Origin of the sequence: Rubritalea sp. (assembly GCF_051252225.1) — a bacterium.
GTDB lineage: Bacteria > Verrucomicrobiota > Verrucomicrobiia > Verrucomicrobiales > Akkermansiaceae > Rubritalea.
The window spans coordinates 86,822-107,929 of sequence record NZ_JBPOGE010000003.1; the positions used below are offsets into that span (position 1 = coordinate 86,822).

Here is a 21,108-nt window from a genome sequence, read left to right on the forward strand (position 1 = left end):
ATGACAGCTTAACACCCTAGCAGAACTCTGTGGGTTTGACCACATATTTCCCTTCCACACAAATTAGTTTAGTGATATCAGCTGCATGTCATTTTGTCGTTTATAATGAAAAAATCTCTACTTATTCTCCCTGCTCTCATTTTCCTAGGCTGCATTAGCTATTTATCCATCGATAAAGGCAACAAGAACTCTGCACCAGTCCCACAGTCAACTCAGACACCTAAGCTGGAAAAACAGTCACTGAGATTACCTCCTAGTGAAGTTTTTGAATCCTCTAGATTTATTGAATCTAAACCAGCTTTGTCACCTCAACGCCAAAACCTGCTCAAAGAGAGTGAGGCGATTATGTCTGAAACGTATGCTCTAGCAAAGGGATTCAAACAGTCCACTCTTTTTAAAACTGATTTTAAGTACCCAAATGTCCAATGTGATATTTTTACCGATGAAGCCGGGAAGTATCTTAAGTCTGAATATTTTATTGCAGATCATGTGATGGTCAAATTTCCCTCTACTCTATCAACGAAGGAGATCTATAGCTGGGCAAAACAACGAGGTTTCCATGTCAGAAATAAACTAAGAACAGACTCCATCTACCTCATAGCAACGGAGACACCTCAACTATTTGACTCCGAAAATCTTGTTGCAAGTTTTGAGAAAGACTTCCCAGAAAGTGACCTTACTCAAGTAGCTGGGATAGCCGAAAAAGATTTCATCTATACGACACAGGTCACTACTCCAAATGACTCAAGTTACTCAAGCCTATGGGGCTTAAACAATACAGGCCAGACTGGTGGAACATCTGATGCAGATATCGACGCTCCAGAAGCATGGGATATTACGACAGGCAACAAGGATGTCATCGTTGCTGTTATTGATACAGGTGTCGACATGGACCACCCTGACCTAGCGGATAACATCTGGACCAACCCTAACGAAATCGCGGGGAACGGAATCGATGACGACAACAACGGATTCATCGATGATGTGCACGGTTGGGACTTCCGTAATGATGACTCAAATCCAGATGATGATGATGATCATGGCACCCATTGCTCAGGGACAATAGGTGCCGTCGGTAACAATAGCTCAGGTGTAGTTGGTGTGGCTTGGGACGTTTCCATAGTGCCTATCAAATTTCTAGGAACCTCTGGAGGCACCACCTCTGACGCTATTGATTCGGTCAATTACACCACAGCGCTTGGTGTTGATCTCACATCAAATTCATGGGGCGGAGGCGGCTATTCTCTACTACTAGAAGATGCTATTCTTAACGCTGGTGACAATGAAATATTATTTGTAGCGGCAGCAGGGAATGATAGCTCTAACAACGACAGCTCTCCACAATATCCATGCTCCTATGATGTGGATACCATCATATCAGTAGCATCCACTGCAGATGACGAAACACTTTCCAGCTTTTCAAACTATGGAGCTACTACAGTGGATCTAGGAGCTCCTGGCTCCGCTATTTACAGTACCGTTAGAAATGGCTCATACTCCACCTTCAGTGGCACGTCTATGGCAACACCCCATGTATCTGGCGTGCTTTGTCTCATGAAATCACTGGCTCCTAACCTTAGTGCGCTGGAGCTCAAAAGCCATCTGCTTGAGTACACTGACCAAACTGCGGCATTGAATGGGAGTACTCTATCAGGTGGACGCCTTAATGCCCACACCGCTGTATTAAACCTGCAAGGATCATATATCAAAGTAGCAACCCTACGAGTAGAAACATCCACCGGTAACTTCGATGACTTTGTAAACCCCGGAGAGACTGGTAGTATAATCGTGTCTTTCACGAATAGTGGGTCAGAAGTATCTCACAATGCCACAGCTTCTGCTGCATCATTAGTGAGTTCCGCTAATATCACTATTGATAGCAGCCCTCTTGCTATAGGCACCATTGCATCTGGCTCTACTACTGGGGAGTTTTCCATTCCCTTCACTGTGCAAGCGGGCACAAGCACTCCGACCCATCACCAATTTGAAATCACTTCATCTGATGACCACCAAGACGGTGAGACTTACTCCTCATCTCTAGATATTTACAACAGCGCTACGATCTCAGGGCGCATTTTCAGCCTAGTAGACAACTCCAACATTGTAGGAGCCCTAGTCCAAGCAAACGGAGAAGTCGAGAGAACCACTAACTCTGACAGTAATGGCAATTTCACCTTCACGGTGGTTGATGGGACCTATGATATCTCAGCTGCCGCTACAGGCTACATTACATCTGAAGAAACTAGCCATACTGTACCCCCCAACATTTCAGGCCTAACCATTGGACTCGGTGTCCCTGACCTCAATATTTCTCCCTCTTCTATAAGCGAAACGGTCTATGCTGGCACTATAGAAACAGTAGATCTAACTCTATCTAACGATGGAACAGCAACTGTCGAATGGTCATTGATCACTCAAAAAAATGCTGCGCCTAGTAGCCAGCACTTTCTCCTTCCAGCGAGAGTGGCTACATTCATAGACTCTGATAGTAAAACTCTAGATAGTCTGTCTGAATCGATCACATCTGAGTTAAATGCGGCAACTAGTACCGACTTTAATGGACTCAATTTTGCCATTATTGGAACCCATTCTAGCTCATTAGCTAGCGACGCCATCAGCTTGGGCGCAGTAGTCAGTTATCTAAGCTTCCCTCTTACTACTGAATCACTTGCTACATATGACGCCCTCTTCATAGACGACGCAATATCCAGCGCTAGCAGTAGTGACATCGCACTTATTCGAGACTGGGTGCATACAGGCGGGGGGCTCATGCTCACAGGTGACTCATACACAGACAATAATAATTCTATCCTCGCCCAAACAGGAATTATAACAGTTTCTCACAGTGGCTATCTGGATACTACTGTCTCCGACATTAGTACGCATGACATCACAGAAGGCGTAGAGACGGTCTACCTCCGCTCATACGGCACTACGTGTTCTCTCACAACACCTGCGGTTTCACTCATGCGCAACGACAGTGGCGCTGATCTAATGGCTGTATCTTCTCTTGGGTTAGGGCGGGTTGCCTACCTTTCTAACGAAATTAACTCCTCCTATACTCAGGATGGCCGTACCCTAATGCTTAACACTGCCAGCTATCTTGCAGGAGTAACAGGGTGGCTCTCAACCGACCTGAAATCAGGCTCCATAGCTGCAGGGCAAACTGAAACAGTCACTGTCACTATTGACACGACCAACCAAATGGCTGGCACACTCTTTGGAATTATCACATTCAATAGCAATGATCTATCTAATGGGGTTCAAAACATCCCTATTGAAGTCACAGTTCTCGGTTCACCAAGCATCGCAAGTAACTTCTCAAATCATGACTTTGGTACACAGCATGTAGATGGTAATTACACCGTAGAACTAGAGATCAGTAACCCTGGCACTGACGACTTGGTCATCTCCTCAGGCTCTTTCGCTGGAACAACTTTTTCGACAACAAGCTCCTTTCCTCTGACTATCCCAGCAAGAGGCACAGAAGTCATTACAGTCACTTTTTCTCCCACTACTATTGGCTCTTTTAATGATTCTCTGACACTCTTAAACAATAGCCCTACTCAGTCTAGCTATGTAGTGAGCCTCTCTGGAACTAGTCTCGCAGCTCCCAGAATCACATTAAACACAACATCATTTGATGTAACTATCCCGCTCAAATCTACTTCAACTGAGTTACTCCAAATTGGCAATGATGGAGGCGCTGACCTTCATTGGCTCATCGAAACCCAGCTGTCTACACAAGGTCCACTCACCTCTACAGAGTGGCTCACCTTAAACAAGAGTGCAGGTAGTACAGTCTCCACCTCTACTGATACAATAGAGCTCGCATTCTCCCCCTCAGATCTGGCAGCGGGGCTATATGAGGGTCAATTGCTCATTCGCTCTAATGACCCCAATAATGCTGAAAAAATCATCGACTTAGCAATGACAGTAACGTCACGACCGATAATGGAAACTGATCAAAGCTCAGTCGACTTTGGTGATATTACAAACAATACAGCATCCCAGCAGAATATCCAAATCACCAACTCTGGAGACCAGCCTCTCAGCGTCACGGATCTCATTTTTTCAGACGCCTCTTTCAGCGCCCCCGGTGCGACTACTTTCAGCCTACAGCCTGGAGAGACACACTTTCTTACTATCCTCTTTTCTCCAAGCGCCCTGGGCCAACATGACGCTACTCTCACGATCAATAATGATACTGTAGTTGGAAGCGCCAGTATAAGTTTATCTGCAAACTCTTTAGAAAGACTGGGCATCACCAGTATTCCAACAAGTCTTGAGTACTCGCTCGAGGCGGGCACCCTAATACGCCCTTCACTAGAGCTCCTAAGCTCTTACTCTTCTAGTGTCGACTTCAGCACCTACTCCAAGCTCAATAGCAGTACCAGCTCTAGCTTAGCAGGAGTGAATGTAGGGATGTTAAGCTATACATCGTCCCAATCTTTTTTAACTGATCTTATAGAAGGTGAAAGTGGCACCACAGATTTCATCAGTATTTATGACACCTTAACAGCAGACTTACTCAGCAATTATGACCTGATTATTACTGATTACACTTTCGAATATATCTCGTCATCAAACCGCGCAATCCTTCAGACATGGCTCGACGGCGGGGGCAGTCTTTTCATTCACAATAGTGGCTCAACTTATACTGACCAAGCGGCACTGCTCACGAATTATGGACTAAGTATTACTAGCTATTACACATCTTCCTCACCTGCGAGCCCATGGGAAGCCCTCACTCCGTCCCATCCTATCTCAGAAAATGCAGACACTCTTCCCATCACCGATGTTTCATACAGTTACCAAACACATTACACAGTAACTGAGGCCTCAAAATCTCAAGGGATATACGTAGATAATCAAGGTCGCACACGAGCAGTTGCTGCCGAGTATCTAAAAGGAAAAGTAGTCACTATCAGTACTAGCGCAGAGGCTACTCAGTTCGTCTCATCGGAGGAAAACGCCCTCTTCCTTAAAAAATGCTTGGCGTGGCTCAGCAAAGGCCACCTTTCATGGATACACCCCTATTCCACTGAGGAATCCTTGCTACCTAATGGTTCTCTAAATTATCCGATTACCCTTAATGCTCAAAACCTCTATGCAGGGACCTACTCAGCTGATTTTTTCATTAAGAATAGAGATACTGGCATAGTCGAAACAACAATACCGATATACCTTACAGTGACGGGTGAGCCTAACTTAACATGCTCTACCCAAGAAATTCTTTTTGAGAATCTCGTTCTTTCTCAGAACCTAACTAAAACCATCACGCTCACCAATTCGGGAACAAGTAACCTGTCCGTCTCTAGTATAACCTCAAGCTCAAACGCTTTTGCAACAGATCTCGACGCAGCAACAACTATTGCTCCAGGTAAGAGCGTAGAGGTCAACGTCACCTTCACCCCATCCATTGCGCAAACCTATGAGGAATCAATCACTATCAATAGTGACGACCCGGATACTCCTATTTATGAAATTCAAGTCTATGCCAGAGCCGTCGGCTCACCAGAAATACAAGTACCTGCCAGCCTAGCGTTTACTGTGGCTAGCGGCAGCTCTATCTCAACTTCTTTTGATATTCAGAACCTTGGAGAGAGTGAGCTAAATTGGCAGATATTCCCTACTACTTCAGCTGCGGATCGTTCACTCCCTGAGGTACTAGATTCACTAGAGTCATATTCTGATGATCTAATCAATGTTCTGCCTGAACCATATGCGTTCACTGAAGGTGAGATTGGCGATGATATTAGTGATGGTGGTCGTGACATGTTCAACACTGGAAACGAAATTGAGACCAACTACGACCCTTCTCCTCCTTATTCCAATTTCGAAGTCCAATCCTCTAATGGTAATTTTGGACCTGGAGGATCCTATTTTACAGCGAAACTCCCAGGACTGTTCGTTCTTGGAGCTGATCTAGACGGCGTCACACACTTTGCGATCGATGGATTCTTAGGCGGTGGTTCCTCTAGTGGCACAGTAGCTGCCAATGAGTTTAATTATACATTCTCTGGTATAAACTATAAGGTTTTCACAAAAAAGGTCTTTGGAAAGAGCTCTCCATCTGTAAACCACCTTATCATTCTAGAAGACAGTCCAGACCTAATACGCACCTATGAAAGCTCTACCTACTATGATGACCACTTTGTCACGGGTATAGAAAACCACTCGCGCCTCTACTATCTCATGTTCGGGCAAGAAAATGGAGGAGAAGTACCTGACGAAGAGTTCCAGACGATAGCTCAGCAGTTCATTCAGGTCATTTCCACTCAGACTAGCTCAAATGTGATGCATTTTTCTCCTACAATTGGAAGTACCGCAGCCATGAGCACGAGCGCTATTTCTGCAACATTTGATGCACTAACCCTCAATGCTGGAGATTTTAAATTCAACTGCTTGATTAAAAGTGATGATCTCGACACGCCCATAGTAAACATTCCAGTGGACCTCACTGTGACCGGTTCTCCAAAGATTGCCACCTCTACTACCTACTTAAATTTCCCAGCCACCGTAATTGGATTAAATACCGAGATTCTCCTCGAAATAGAGAATTCAGGAAGTGAACAGCTCAACCTCACTGGGCTCAACTTCGCTAACACGCTCTTCAGCGCAGAAAATTGGCCATCTTCCATTTCTCCTGGAGAATCTGTATTGGTAGCGGTTAAGTATTCCCCTTCTATTTCAGGCCTAGAACAAGGTAGCCTCAGCATCTTATCAGATGCCGCTAATGCTAGTAGCTATGAAATCCTGCTCAGCGGAGTTGCTGTCCTCCCCCCTGCCGCTGTTGTGAATACGACTACAAGAGATCACACTCTGGGAGCAAATACCTCATTTCTGTCAAATTTCGACATCCAGAACACAGGCAACTCGACACTCACATGGGATGCATCTATCGATTATGGCCCAACCTCAAATTCTATAGGCACACCTCAATACGACGGGCTCAAGGTTTTAGCTGTCGATTACTCATCTGTCACAGATTCCTATGCTTATCTAGAGTCCTATGTGGAGGCAGCAGGAGGATCACTGGACGAAGTGCTTGATGACAATTTCAACCTGTCTGATCTAGTCGGATATGATGTTCTGATTTTGGGTTCAAGCACCTACCTCACCACTACTGAGTATACTGAAATCAATACTTGGATTAGTAATGGAGGTGCACTCCTTTTTGACTACTCTTCATCCTCTAGCAGCTATACATCAGCTCTCTTCAACGGAACAGGAATTGCAACTACGTATAACTATTCTGGCTCGTCCAGCTATTCGAATTTCCCTTACCACCCTATCACTCAGGGTGTCAGCTCTATTTCTGGATATAAGCGTCTAGATTTAAGCCTTTCGGGAGACGCCTACCCTCTCGTATGGAGCGCAGAGCAGGAAATCTATGCTGCGGCATCTACTCTCGGATCAGGGAAAGTAGTGGCGCTTACTGACTCACTTGCAGATATCTCGATCACCAATTCAGATAACAGGAGGTTCATTGAAAACACCCTGCTGTGGTTAGGCAATAAGCAGAGGGGGTGGCTTTCATTACTTAATAGCAGTGGAAACACACCCATCGGTGATGCTCATTCAGTACTTTATCAAGTGAACTCATCCTCACTCACCTTAGGTTCATACACTGCCGATATTGTTATACATACTAACGACCCTAACCAACTTGAAATCAGGGTCCCTGTAGAAATCTCAGTCACGAACGCTTCTGAAATTTACACCGATATAGAAGCTCTCTACTTTGAAAATACATTTGTAAACTCTACTAGCACACAAGATTTAACCATTTCTAACAATGGCTATTCACCACTCGTAATTGATTCCATGCCAGTGACTGGCGACTTCTCAATTAATGAATCATTCCCTATTACTCTAAATCCGGATGAGTCATTGGTGATTGATATCAACTTCAATCCTCTAGCTCTGGGTCTGCAGGCGGGGTCTGTAACTATACATTCAAATGCTCTCACCTCTCCAGATAAAGTCATCGAACTACAAGGGGTCGGCTCGGCAGCTCCTTCACTCACCATAAATCTAGATTCCATCTCAATAATTTCCGAAGTGAACCAGGTGTTTCCGGAAAGTATTCCTCTCACTAACAATGGTTCAGGGGCTCTGCACTGGCAACTATCTAGGGCGCGGACAGACCAGTCTTCAGTTTCAACCGAGATACTCAATGGCCGAAATGTTGGATTCTTAAGCCAATCTAGTTCTACGGCCCCTTTCGAAACCATTCTATCCTCCTATGGAGCCAATGTGATCCAGCTTGCCACCGAATTGAGCCAATCCTCTCTAGAGCCCATAGAGGTTCTTATTTATGACGGTTCATTCACCCTAAGCGCTTCATCTCTTAATTTGCTAGACACGTGGGTTCAGGATGGGGGCTCCCTCTTTACCTGTGATGACTCTACCGCCCGAATGAGTGCAGTTCTTGCTAGGTTTGATTGCAGTATTCTCTATAAGTCGGGGTCTTATTCTACCCCTATCTACCCCACTGGAGAACATATTACTCTCACGGATATCACTACAATAAATGCATACTATCCTGATGCAGAACTCACTAGCCTCCCTGAATCTGCAACTCCCTTACTTATATTTGAAAATAATGACATTGCGGGAGCGCTACTTAGTCACGGTAAAGGCCAAGTCATCGCCCTAAGTTTTGAAGCAATGTATGCATCTAGCATAAGCTCCGGAGACGGTGAACAGTTCATCACTAATTGCATTTGCTACTTAGCAAACACAGCACCCTGGATCGAAACTCCTCAACTCATCGGCTCTATTTCCCCGGGTGAGAGTGATAGCGTCTACCTCAACATTGACACTGGAGACCTAACAGAAGGCACATACAATGCGTTCCTTACGTTTGAAACAAATGACCCTCTAAATCCGTCACAAGACGTGTCAATAAACCTCATCGTCTTACCTGAGTTCCCGACCAGCATCTATACGACATGGCTCAATGAGCACCTCCCGTCCGCCATTAGCAACATTGGCTTTGGAGAAGATTATGACAATGATGGATTAAGCAACGGCGTCGAGTTCTACTTTTCATCAGACCCCGGATCTCATGATGCTAAAAACCATCTACCACAAGTGCATGACTCTGATTTTGGGCCGGTACTGAGTTACACCCGCGCTACCGACCTCTCGGACGACATGCTTATTTGGAAATGTTCTTCTGACCTCAAGAATTGGTCAGAAATCAGTACCTCAGAGATGACCTCCAGCAGATCATCAACACCCCAAGACAATGGGGATGGCACGACCACAGTGACTATCGGGCTGAATTTGATTGAAGAACCTTCACAGTTTTTCCTATTCAAGATGTGGGACGACTATGGACAGCAAGAATAACGTAGCAACATTTTCAATGCCAGAAGCTAAAGCCTGCCTTCGCCACCTTTAAACACTGAACCAATCATATCTTCGGGTCACACCCAGGCATTTAATTGCTTAGGTGTTCTTCGATTATTTCTCTGTTCGGCTCTATCTCCACGGCACAGTGATTACTAAATGCTGCGCATATGTCCCCTAACAGCTCGGCGGATTGTAGAAAAGCATGGATTATCACAGGCATAGGAGACCAACAGAACAGATTTCCCGCGAAATGGCATCCTGCCGCCAATCGAAGTCATCCTAGCGTTAGCTGAATTTCCATAAGTAGACTTAGGCTGCGCGCCCATGAAAATTACTACCAAGCAAATCTGCGCTTTCGCAGGTGCGACTCTAGCGGTCAGCGCCACTGCGAGCGCTCAAGGTAACGAAGCAGTTCAGCCAACTCAAGATCTCGAGCGAACAACGCTCACCGCTGATGCTGACGTTGACACAGACAACAACGTCACAGCAGAAGACATCAAACAGGAAAACCCTGCAGATCTTAAAGAGCTCTTCAAAAAGTCTCCAAGCGTTGTCGTCAATGGTGGCGCTAACATGGGCCAACAAGTCTTCGTCAATGGCTTCGAGTCCACACAAATGAATGTGACAATCGATGGCGCTAGCCAAGGAAATCTAAACCACCACCAATCATCTGTCCTTGTAGACCCTAGCCTCCTCAAGAGAGTCGATATCCTTCCTGGTGCAGGATCAGCGCTCGATGGCCCTGGCGCCCTTGCTGGCTCCATTCGCTTTGAAACAAAAAATGTCTTTGACTACCTACCATACACATCAGGTGTGGCACTTGGATCGAAAGGACCAATGAACGTTGAATATGAACGTTTTGGTTCTGACTCTAAAGCTACTTACTACTCAAATGGCGACGGCTATGGACTCAGCCAAACTATCTATGGAAAGTTCACTCCAGAGTGGGGTTATCTCCTCAGCGGTGCATACACTGATCGTGACGAGTACGAAGACGGTGACGGCAATACAGTTGGTAACTCTGGCTACACCCAAGCTGCCGGCCTTCTAAAAATTTCTGGTAGACTCCAAAATGGACACAGCATTGATTTAGGCGTTGATTACTTTGAAAACGACTCTCTCTCCTATGATCGAGTAAACATCGACCCAGCCTTCGTCGGAGCTCCCAGCCCTAGATCAGGCCCTCTGCAGAAGATGACATCATCTCGGACAACAGCGACTTTAAATTATGACTTCGCCCCAGAACATAATGATCTCGTAAATGTTGAAAGTAATCTCTTCTACACTAATCAAGACCTAGAGCGCCAGCAGACTAAGGAAACCGCTGCGGTCGAAACCTTAGGTCTAGACCTAAGGAATACGTTTAAGTTCTGGAAACTTGCTTCCACTTTTGGTTTCGACTACCAAGACAAATCTGGGTCCAAAGATTGGGGTAATTATGCAGGAACTGACCCATATTACGTAAACCCATCACAAGACGAAACTGAACAAATCTTTGGATTTTATAACCAAAACATCCTCTCTGTGCATGAGCAAGTAGACTTCTCGTTTGGTGTTCGCTATGACAACTACGACTATACTGATTCATATGATCAAGAATACAGCTCTGACAGATTTAGTCCAAATGCGAGTGTAATCTGGAGACCAACTAACGCACTAAGTGTCGACGCTGGTTACTCTGAAGCATATCGTGGTGTCGGCATCCGAGAAGCATTCTTTAACGGTCAACGCCCAACTGACCTTGAAGGAGAAAAAGCGAACACACTGAAAGCTAACATTGCTTACGACGACGGCACGTTCTTCGGAGCTGGTTCCATCTATCAACAGGAGGTGGAGAACTACCTTGAGCCCATAGCTATAAGAGGTGCAGGAACAGCTGGAGATATCACGGTTCAGGGCTATGAAGCTAGTCTTGGCTTCAGAAAAAACGGTTTCACTACTACTCTCGCAGTTGCAGAAGCAACACCTGAAGCTAACGGTGAAGAAAACACTGAAGTCTACGGTGTTGTCCTAGCAGGTCGCCGTTGGACAGCCGATTTTAATTATACTCACGCTAACACAGGCGTCGGCGTAGGCTATTTCATCGAATATCGGGATAGTGTAGATGGCCAATATCTTGGTTACGAAGACTTTCCATACACCAAAGAAAGCTATGCTCTCAGCAGCCTCTACCTCACTTGGGATGTACAACAAGTTGAAGGCCTAAACCTTCAGCTCAACGTAGACAACCTCTTCGACAAACAATACATGGATCACACTGTATACGAATCATCAGGTCTCTACAGCCCAGGTCGGCAGCTTCGTATCAGTGCGAACTACACATTCTAAAACCTCTCAACCTGTAGTTCAAAATACCCTCGTTATCATAACTCGAGAGCAAACTGAGCAGGTCTTCATTCGTGGAGGCCTGCTCTATCTCATTTATCATCATGAAAAAAATCATCACATCTCTCCTGCTCACCGGCCTATGCTCAGCAAGCAGCACGGCCGTCGACACCACAGTCGATATACTCATCAATAATACTGCTGATAGCGCAATCCCACACATTATTGAAGCGATTGAACTGGCTAACCAAAATCAAGAAAACGAGCAAAACTACGCAGCTCTAGCCCAGGCTATGGGCACTCTTGGCCTAGGAAAAGCCCCAGGTTTCCCTGCTCACTGGATTTCCGAAGACGAAGAAGCTCACGAGCATAAACGCCCTGAACTTGAAGAGCGTCTCAAGATGTTCGCTCAATATGATATCAAGCTTCTCAAAGCTCTAGACGTCAATGGCGATCTAAAAACTGATGAAGTTGAACTCCGCGAAGGCGTCAAGAGTTCACTACTCTTCGTTCTCGACGACAAACTCAAAGTCGACGGAGACAAAGATAAAAAGCTGAGCCCTAAGGAATACGCGCTATCAGTCCCAGCACACGACGAAGAAAAAGACGAAGACGGGCTCGACTGGCATCAACGAGGCCATTTTGATCGTGATGATAAAAACAACGATGGATTCCTCGATCAATCTGAAATGATTTCCTTCACCGCCGAAGGAGTTATCTACCGCGCAGCTCTCATTCACAGTTCTCTTATTCTTAAAGGAGCAGATAGCAATAACGACGGAGAAATCTCCAAAGAAGAATTTCTTTCGATCAACCCTGAAGCAGAAGACATCTGGAAAGACATCGTCAAAGATAATCCATCTATCAAACTCGAGCTCGCCTACCCGAGCATTTACTGGCTAGGTATGGATAAACTAAAAATGATCACCGATGCTTAAGCGCATTTCTCTATCACTTCTTACCTTCGTTCTCTTCTGCTCCTTCGCTGTGGCAGAAGAGAACTCGTATCTGCCTTGGCATTACTCCTATGCAGATGCTATCGCGGAAGCGCGGGAGACCAATAAACCTCTCATCGTAGAGTTTCGTTGCGCGCCCTGCGTCAACGGCCGTGAATTTGACGCGCAAGTTCTCTACACCGCCCCTAACAGCGACCGAGGCAAATTACTCGATAACTATGTCAGAGCCCGCGTCACCACCATGACCGGTGTAGACATCGCTCACTTTGACAGAGATTGGCATAACTCCCTTTACTATTTCATCATCAATGCCAACGAAGACATCTACATGCGCTACGGCGGAAGAGATGAAACTTCTGCCACGTCCTACCTCGATCTCGACAGCCTAGAACTAGCGCTAGAGCTAGGCCTAACAGAGCATGAAAAATTTCTATCAGGAAAGCGTCCATCTCCTGCTCGCCTGCCTAAACACACTCCGGCAGATTATCCCTTAATCAAAAAAAATGTCATCAGTACAGGACGCTGCACAGAGTGCCATCTGATCGGAGATTACACAGCTCAAGAGAAACAATTGGCAGGTATTTTAGACCCTATTGCTGATCTCTATCAGTCTCCTGACATCAAAAAGATCGGCTTAATATTAGATGTTCCAAAAGGACTCTTGCTATGCGATACAAATGGTCCAGCTGAACAAGCAGGCATCCTCGCCGGCGATACAATCACGGCAATAAACGGTTCACCAGTCCTCACCTTTGGCGACTTACAGTACCAGTACAACAAAGTCCCAAGAACCGCCTCTTCGGTGGAGCTTACGGTACGTCGAGGAGAGCAATCCATCACAACCAGTATTTCACTCCCCTTCGAATGGTGGAAAACGGATCTAAGCTTCCGCCATTGGTCGCTCGAAACTCAACTCTATTTCGCAGCGAAACCTCTGACTACTGAGGAAAAACAGAAGCTCAGTCTACCAGAAAACGGTTTTGCAAGCATCATCACTAGTATCGACTTCGAGGCATTCCTCAAACAAGTGCATCAACTCAAAAATGGCGACATCATCACTGCCGTCAATGAGCGTCAATTCGACCCACGCACAACTGATCTAAAAGCGCACATCCAGCTCTCACACAGTACAGGAAGCGAACTCCTATTAAAGATACTACGAGACGGTGAAGAGATAGAACTACCACTTAAAACTGGTCGCGCAGCCTTTCGGAAAGCAGAAGAAAACCTCATCACTCCTAACCAATCTAACACCAACTGGTCAGCAACAGAAGCGATCCGTAAAGGTAACGAGATCGCAGTGGAATACCGAGCGACCATTACTAATAAGCATCTCATAATCGAGGCTAAACACCACAAAGGGTGGCATACATATGCCCTGAATAATCCTCAGCTAGCGATCAAGCTGAAGGGAAAAGTCGGCGATCAAGATCTCCCCACAGCAATCACCCTTCCGTCTAATATTAAGCCTAGCCAAGGCTGGTTGCAAAGCCCACCTAACGATTACTCGAAGCCAGAAATCCACTGGTACACATGGGGCTTCGAGGGGACTAGCTACTTTGCGATCGCGTTAGACGAAATGCCTAAGCAAGCGATAGAAGTCGGTATTCGTTCTCAAGCATGTACCTCTGAATCCTGCGCTGGCACATTTGATATGACGCTCAAAGTTCCACCTCCAAGCTCTACAGAAGAAAATCTAACGATGCAAAACATCTTATATTCCTTAGTACCCGCTGAGTTAAACTAACCACCCGTTAGATTTCGCTTCATAGCCACTAACAAAAAAACTCAGATGAACGAATCACCTGAGTTTTTAAAATTAAAGAATGTAGCTCTCTAAGCCAGCTGCCGTACGTCGCTGACCTTGCCGTTCACGGCAGCAGCGACAACCATGGCTGGGCTCATGAGAATCGTACGCCCAGTTGGAGAACCTTGGCGGCCTTTGTAGTTGCGGTTTGAGGAACTCGCACAGATTTGATCTCCCACGAGCTTGTCTGGATTCATCGCAAGACACATGGAACAACCTGCCAAACGCCACTCAAAACCAGCTTCACGGAAAATATCTGCGATGCCTTCCTGCTCACACTGATGCGCAGTGATCTGCGATCCTGGAACAGCGATCGCTGTCACGCCTTCAGCCACTTTGTGCCCTTTAAGTAGATTTGCTGCCTCACGGAAATCAGAAAGTCGTCCATTGGTACAAGAACCAATGAAAGCCACATCAATCGGGATTTCACTCACTGGCGTACCTGCCGGCAATTTCATATATTCGAGCGCTTCCACGATACTCGCTTTTTCTTCAGGAGTATCAGCTTTTTCCGGATCTGGAATAAGCTCGGAAATACCAACACCATGATCTGGAGAAATACCCCAAGTCACTGTTGGCTCGATGTCTGCAGCGTCAAAGTTAACCACATCCACGTATTCCGCATCTGCATCAGAGGCAAAGCTCTTCCAACGTGCGACTGCTTCGTCCCACGCGTCCTCTTTCGGCGCGTATGGACGACCTTTAAGGTAATTGAAAGTAGTCTCATCTGGATTCACATAACCACAGCGCGCGCCACCTTCGATTGCCATATTACAGACAGTCATGCGCTCTTCCATAGTCATGTTATCAAACACATCGCCACCGTATTCGTAGGCAAATCCGATACCGCCCTTAGCTCCAAGGTGACGGATGATGTGTAACGAAACATCTTTCGCATAAACACCAGGTTTAAGCTTACCGTTCACATTGACACGGCGTACTTTAAGCTTCGCCATTGCCAAGGTCTGAGTCGCTAGCACGTCACGCACCTGAGTGGTTCCGATACCGAAAGCCACTGCGCCAAATGCACCGTGAGTAGCTGTATGAGAATCACCACAAACAATCGTTGTACCCGGCTGGGTAATCCCCTGCTCAGGTCCCACCATGTGAACGATGCCCTGCATCCCCGTGTTCAGGGAGAAATATTTAATCCCGTACTCTTCTACGTTTTTCTTCAGCTCATTGATCATCGCCTCAGCCAAGTTATCTTCGAATGGCTGCTGCTGATTTTTAGTTGGAACAATGTGATCCACTGTCGCAAAGGTACGCTTTGGAAATTTAACAGTCAGTCCGAGATCGCGGATCATGCCAAAGGCCTGTGGTGAAGTCACTTCGTGAATCAAGTGTGAACCGATGAACAACTGCGTACGTCCATCCTCCAAGATTCCGACGCTGTGCGCGTCCCATGTTTTGTCGTAAAGTGTTTTTCCCATAACTGCGTCCGTTCTGTAAGTAACGGGCGGGAAAGATGGACAAGATTCCTCAGAAAGTCAAAAACCGATCGCAGGAGTTAAGTATTAGATGCGCTAATATGAAATGAACTATTCTCCAACAGCACAAATATCGCCAGAAACTAGCGAATAGGCTGAGTCCACATTAGCCGTATTGTCTGTTTTTCCTTTCTCCTTAGTCCTTTCTTCTCTAGATAAAGAGACGTGTTCGCACTTAGACTCATAGGGGCTCCCGTTCTAACCTTTCTTAACTACCTCGGTGAACTGTTCCAGTTACTCTGCGAAGTGTTCATATCACTATTCCGCGGCAGGTTTTGCTTTGGCCAGCTACTGAAGCAAATCGTTGAAATCGGCTACCGCTCGCAAGCAGTCGTAATCGTCACAGGAGCATTCACTGGATCCGTTCTCGCTGCACAGGCCCTTTTCCAACTGACGCAAATGAAAATGGAGACCATGGCCGGAGCCCTCGTCAGTGTCGGAATGTTACGAGAACTAGGGCCAACGATCACCGGACTCATGCTTGCGGGTCGAGTAGGAGCAGCCATAGCTGCAGAGATTGGCACAATGAAAGTCACCGAGCAAGTCGATGCGTTACGCTCGATGGATGTCCATCCTATAGACTACCTCGTAACTCCGCGTTTTGCAGCCATGGCCATTTCCATCCCTCTGCTCATCGCCGAGTCAGCCTTTTTCGGAATCCTCTCATCCTACATTGTTGGCACCAAAATTTTCCATGTCGCCCCAGCGTACTGGCTAAACCGTATGGGTAATCACACCGACATGACAGACATCACTATCGCGATCACCAAAGGCTTCGTCTTCGGCATGCTGATTGTCCTCATTTCATGCCATCAAGGACTGAAAGCAAGCAACGGAGCAGTAGGCGTTGGCCGAGGAACTACGAACGCAATGGTTCTGTCCTCACTAGCCATTCTCATTGTAAACTTCTTCCTCACAATGGTACTCAACATAGTGTTCCCGCTAGGCTTCTCAGGCTAACAAACTATATAAAAAGCCCACAGCTGTTACACCGTGGGCTTTCATCAAAATTTAGGTAGAGTAGATTACTACAGCACAATGTGAATTGCTGCTGGCACAGTAACCACCTGCATTCCTGCAGATTGAGCCGCCATGATACCAGGCGCTGCATCTTCTAACACTAAGCAGTCTTTTGGATCTACTCCGAGACGATTTGCCGCATCAAGATAGACATCAGGAGCTGGCTTGCCGCATTTCACTTCATCTGCCGTCACTACCTCATCAAACAAATCGGTAAGACCTTTCGCCTTCAAGGTTGCTTCCACTACTTTACGGCTGCCTCCAGTCGCAATACCCAAGGGCATCTTGCCTCGTAGTGATTGAGCGAAGGCCACCACGTCTTCATTCAGCTCAACTTGGTCAAGCTTCGACATGAAAGCTTGGCGTTTAGCATAGGCTACATCTGATGGATCTAGATCTAGGTTAAACTCACCATTAATCTCAATAACGATATCTTTTGTTGGACGCCCACCCATTGAGTAAAAAACGTCTTCCGGGAAAACATCTTTCGGCGCACCGTTTTTCGCAAGAGCCTCACACCACGCGGCGAAATGCGCGGGCATTGAATCGACTAACGTTCCATCGAGATCGAAGATTACTGCTTTGTAACCGGACTTGGGGATATTAAGAGAGCCAAACTGTTCCATTACTGGGTGTAGTGCCTTTTTCCACAGGCCGTGGCAAGCCCAGAAAACGGCGCCAGAGTCACAATTTCTTCACAAGAACTTACAACCTAACAGCTTACTCCGATAAATTTATTTAACCCTCTATACAGCAGAGACTAAGCATTCCAAACCAGACGTTAACGGCAGCCATGAATACCACTAATGCATAACTACTAAAGACTTACTTCTTCATCCTTATAGATGCCATTTGCTACCCACTTGGTGTCTGAACTCTCGTTAATGATACTGACGACACCACGAATAGTAACTTCATCAGCAAATCTAACAGGTCCAACCAGTGTGAGTTTTTCTGCATCCTTGAGCGATGGTTCACCAAGCCCCTCAAGACTATCAACGAGCTTATACTCACCACTAAGCGACACGACAGGAGGCGTCCCATTGCGTTCAGCTAAAAGCGCGATACGCCCATCAGGAGTTGTTTCATAAGCGTCTGAGCGAAGGGTGAAAAGATCTCCCGTCGACTTCACAGGAGCAAAACGAGAACGAGGAACACAGATGGCATCAGCCCCTTTGAAGCACTCGATCGCAGCTCCCATAGCCGTCTCTAACTGGTACACTGATTGAGAAGCCTTGTTGCGAGGGTCGACTGTTTTTTTATTAATAATTACAGGCAGAGGCAGCACACCACCTTGCGCTTCTAGCTCAGCTTTGAGTGATTCGAGATTAATCCAGAGGCTATTCGTATTAAAATACTGATGCTTTTCAACATTCTGAAACTCGGGCAGATCAGCATCAGAACACTGTGCTACTTCACGTAAAAGCATCTGCTTATCAGACTTGCGAATCGCGAGGTGCCCCCCCTTTTTATCGGCCTCAGTACGGCGAGTCGCTTCCATCAAAAATGGTTTACCACTCTCCGCGAAATAGCGGAGAATCCCCGGATGAAGCACTGCTCCTAAGTTATCGGAGTTCGATACAAATGCATACTTCACCCCATCTTCGAGAAGTTTCTCTAGCCAACCTGAACCTGCAATTGCGGGATAGAGGTCGCCATGCCCAGGCGGACACCACTCCAGACTTGGATTGTCTTGAAATTCAACTGGGTCTAGGGTCTCCGCATTAATTTTGGGGATCTGATTCTGATGAAGCTCCACATCCTCTTTCGCCGCCAGTCCTCGATCTGCATATTGTGCTAGGTGATCTAAAGTGTCAGCTGAGGTACTAAAGCTATTCATCAAAAGAAACTTCACCTGAGCACCGGTGCTCTCACGAAGGTAAGATATCTGCTCAACAATAATGTCTAAAAATGTCGCTCCATTCTTCACTTCTAACAAGCTCTTGGCTTTCTGAAGCCCCATGCTGGTCCCTAAACCCCCATTCAATTTTATCACCACGGTCTGAGCAAGAAGCGCTGGATCAAAAGCTTCACCCTCCTCAGAGAGTTCCTCTAGCTCAGTCAGCTTACACACAGGGTCAATACTGTCCTCAGTGATATCGGTCGAACTTCCCTCCACCAGAATATTATAGTTTCGCTCAAAACTCTTGATTGCTGACACGCTGACATCAGCCTGCTCCATCTTTTCTTGAAAAGGGGTAAATGAACTCATGGGTAGATACTGCATTACGTAATACGGACACCAAGTCACGCCAGAAGTTCTCTAGCTAAGGAAAAACCAAGGCTCACCCGTCACACCACACCAGCACAAAAAACCATTAAGATCTATTGTTAAGAAACTTACAACACTACACACAATACTAATGCGTAACATGAACCTACTTCACACCTGCAACTAAAATAGACGAAACCTAAAAACCCCGACCAAAGGTCTGAAAGCTCTTGCAAGTTCTACTTTCCACACTGAAACTCCGCCCATGAATCAGGAAATCATTCTCGAACGCGAGGTCAACGCCATTCAAATTCCTAGCGGTGACAGCGTCACACTTCCCGTAGGCACACCAGTTGTAGTGACTCAGACACTCGGTGGTAGCTATACTGTCGCAACACAAGCCGGCCTAGCCCGCATTTCTGCAAATGACTCAGATGCTCTCGGCATAGACGCCAATGAAGTTCAGGAGAAAAAAGAATACGAAAATAAACTCAAAGACGCGCCGCTCGAAGACCAAGTTTGGGCACAGCTCAAGGAAGTTTATGATCCTGAAATTCCTGTAGACATTGTCAACTTAGGCCTCGTCTATGACTGTGTGCTCGCAGAAAATGAAAATGGCAAGACCGACGTGAACGTCAAAATGACTCTCACGGCTCCAGGTTGCGGAATGGGACCAGTCATCGCTGCAGACGCCCAAGCACGCATCATGTCGCTCGACAACATCGAAGGCGCTCAAGTCGACCTCGTATGGGATCCTGTCTGGAACCAAGACATGATCACCGAAGAAGGTAAAATGAAACTCGGTATGATCTAACCCCCCTTCAATCAATTTCAAAAAGGCGACCAATTCGGTCGCCTTTTTTATTGTACTCCACTGCGGTGGAAACCTTTAGGGCAGCTCCGGCAACTAGCGTTGTTGGTGCTGTAAAGAATTTCAAGCTAGGCTAGACGTGATGAGTGAGCAGATTTATATCCGTGATATGAAGAGCAACGAAACGTTGCGCAGAGAGGCTTTTTAGCCCGAAGGGGGCCTATCATCAAAAACGAGCTCGGCTCGCAATTTCAAAGAATAAATAACATTCACACCGAGAACGGGAGGTGTCGGAGGTGCCCTTTATTTACCGAACTTCTTTTCTAGCAACTCTTTGAACTGGATGCTGAAGTCATTTCCCGCTTCTTGAAAAACCGTGCGTAGGAGTTCAGGGTTTTCCACATAGGATGCCACAGTGTGTGCATTTCTAGAACGCATCACAATAGACTCATTAAAGAGCTGCTTGCCCTCCGAGACAAACCAAACACGCATGCCCACAACGGCCTCGAGGTAGGTCTCCTCACCACTACGAACTTTACGTTGGAGCCCATAGGCTATGATTTCACCGTCGAAATAGTGGGGAGAATTTTTAGCCCAACGTCCCCCTAAGAATCCATTCTCTTTTACTGCAGAAATGGCTCTCTTTTCGATACCTTCAGCAATTTTCGGATAGACCACTGAGTTCATCTTCTCGAGTTCGGTTCTGTACTGCTTTTGAAATCCCTTTGCTTGCACCTCTAGCATGTCGGCATCTGCTGCTTCTTCAAAAAGCAGACCAGTCGTTCCCGTAGCCTCGGTGCTCGAGAAGTTTTCGTCACCTGTGTAGACAAACGGCGCCTTGTGTGTGTGACTCGGAGCCTCCGTTCCATTGATAGGCATTTGAGCGTTCTTATTTACCGAATGGTTCAACACACTGACCGTGGTAATCGCGTCTTTTTGCTGCTGGGTCAGACCTCCCGAACAACTAGAGAACACGAGCACGCTGAGTGTCGAAAGAATGAGAGATCGAAAGGATTTTTTCATAGCTGTTTAAATACCCACATAGCGCACAGGAACTGTCAATCAGAACCAAATGCTATAGCCCTTGCTATTCTTTACGTTTTTCATCAGAACTGGCAGCC

Annotated in this window: 10 protein-coding genes; 6 read left to right on the plus strand and 4 right to left on the minus strand. The window is 46.3% G+C overall.

Annotated features, from left to right (window positions below; all coding sequences use genetic code 11):
- The first annotated feature begins 105 nt into the window (after positions 1–105).
- The 4 genes from ACSHX2_RS04490 to ACSHX2_RS04505 all read left to right on the plus strand — a co-directional run bounded on the left by ACSHX2_RS04490 (position 106) and on the right by ACSHX2_RS04505 (position 14,394).
- Complete coding sequence (locus tag ACSHX2_RS04490) at positions 106–9,363, plus strand: S8 family serine peptidase (RefSeq protein ID WP_435691000.1); 9,258 nt, start codon at positions 106–108, stop codon at positions 9,361–9,363.
- Positions 9,364–9,690: 327 nt separating this feature from the next.
- Positions 9,691–11,694, plus strand: coding sequence for a TonB-dependent receptor domain-containing protein (locus ACSHX2_RS04495; RefSeq protein ID WP_435691002.1), 2,004 nt, complete (start codon positions 9,691–9,693; stop codon positions 11,692–11,694).
- A 101-nt stretch (positions 11,695–11,795) separates the two neighbouring features.
- Positions 11,796–12,629 carry an EF-hand domain-containing protein gene (locus tag ACSHX2_RS04500; protein ID WP_435691004.1) on the plus strand — a complete coding sequence of 278 codons (834 nt, stop codon included), beginning with the start codon at positions 11,796–11,798 and terminating at the stop codon, positions 12,627–12,629.
- On the plus strand, positions 12,622–14,394 hold the full coding sequence (locus tag ACSHX2_RS04505; protein ID WP_435691006.1) for a Trx7/PDZ domain-containing (seleno)protein: 1,773 nt from the start codon (positions 12,622–12,624) through the stop codon (positions 14,392–14,394). The genes ACSHX2_RS04500 and ACSHX2_RS04505 overlap by 8 nt, the downstream gene beginning before the upstream one ends.
- 89 nt (positions 14,395–14,483) lie before the next feature.
- Here the strand turns inward: ACSHX2_RS04505 and leuC are convergent, their stop codons facing one another.
- Positions 14,484–15,887: a 3-isopropylmalate dehydratase large subunit gene (leuC, locus tag ACSHX2_RS04510; protein ID WP_435691008.1), complete on the minus strand. Its 1,404-nt coding sequence runs from the start codon at positions 15,885–15,887 to the stop codon at positions 14,484–14,486.
- A gap of 222 nt (positions 15,888–16,109) precedes the next feature.
- Between leuC and ACSHX2_RS04515 the strand changes: the two genes are divergently transcribed.
- On the plus strand, positions 16,110–16,904 hold the full coding sequence (locus ACSHX2_RS04515; RefSeq protein ID WP_435691010.1) for an MlaE family ABC transporter permease: 795 nt from the start codon (positions 16,110–16,112) through the stop codon (positions 16,902–16,904).
- A gap of 68 nt (positions 16,905–16,972) precedes the next feature.
- On the opposite strand, the gene ACSHX2_RS04520 is transcribed toward ACSHX2_RS04515, so the two are convergent.
- Both ACSHX2_RS04520 and ACSHX2_RS04525 read right to left on the minus strand, forming a co-directional pair.
- Complete coding sequence (locus ACSHX2_RS04520) at positions 16,973–17,590, minus strand: HAD family hydrolase (protein WP_435691012.1); 618 nt, start codon at positions 17,588–17,590, stop codon at positions 16,973–16,975.
- Between the two features lie 191 nt (positions 17,591–17,781).
- On the minus strand, positions 17,782–19,176 hold the full coding sequence (locus tag ACSHX2_RS04525) for a UTP--glucose-1-phosphate uridylyltransferase (RefSeq protein WP_435691014.1): 1,395 nt from the start codon (positions 19,174–19,176) through the stop codon (positions 17,782–17,784).
- A 265-nt stretch (positions 19,177–19,441) separates the two neighbouring features.
- Between ACSHX2_RS04525 and sufT the strand changes: the two genes are divergently transcribed.
- Complete coding sequence (gene sufT, locus ACSHX2_RS04530) at positions 19,442–19,990, plus strand: putative Fe-S cluster assembly protein SufT (protein WP_435691016.1); 549 nt, start codon at positions 19,442–19,444, stop codon at positions 19,988–19,990.
- A 300-nt stretch (positions 19,991–20,290) separates the two neighbouring features.
- Here sufT and ACSHX2_RS04535 read toward each other — a convergent pair whose 3' ends face one another.
- The gene (locus ACSHX2_RS04535; protein ID WP_435691017.1) at positions 20,291–21,010 is read right to left on the minus strand and encodes a hypothetical protein; all 720 of its coding nucleotides are present in this window, start codon (positions 21,008–21,010) and stop codon (positions 20,291–20,293) included.
- Positions 21,011–21,108 lie beyond the last annotated feature (98 nt).

Bases quoted from the DNA above. Each gene is read 5' to 3' on its own strand.
- ACSHX2_RS04490 (WP_435691000.1), top strand. From the start codon at position 106: ATGAAAAAATCTCTACTTATTCTCCCTGCTCTCATTTTCCTAGGCTGC.
- ACSHX2_RS04495 (WP_435691002.1), top strand. From the start codon at position 9,691: ATGAAAATTACTACCAAGCAAATCTGCGCTTTCGCAGGTGCGACTCTA.
- ACSHX2_RS04500 (WP_435691004.1), top strand. From the start codon at position 11,796: ATGAAAAAAATCATCACATCTCTCCTGCTCACCGGCCTATGCTCAGCA.
- ACSHX2_RS04505 (WP_435691006.1), top strand. From the start codon at position 12,622: ATGCTTAAGCGCATTTCTCTATCACTTCTTACCTTCGTTCTCTTCTGC.
- leuC (WP_435691008.1), bottom strand. From the start codon at position 15,887: ATGGGAAAAACACTTTACGACAAAACATGGGACGCGCACAGCGTCGGA.
- ACSHX2_RS04520 (WP_435691012.1), bottom strand. From the start codon at position 17,590: ATGGAACAGTTTGGCTCTCTTAATATCCCCAAGTCCGGTTACAAAGCA.
- ACSHX2_RS04525 (WP_435691014.1), bottom strand. From the start codon at position 19,176: ATGAGTTCATTTACCCCTTTTCAAGAAAAGATGGAGCAGGCTGATGTC.
- sufT (WP_435691016.1), top strand. From the start codon at position 19,442: ATGAATCAGGAAATCATTCTCGAACGCGAGGTCAACGCCATTCAAATT.
- ACSHX2_RS04535 (WP_435691017.1), bottom strand. From the start codon at position 21,010: ATGAAAAAATCCTTTCGATCTCTCATTCTTTCGACACTCAGCGTGCTC.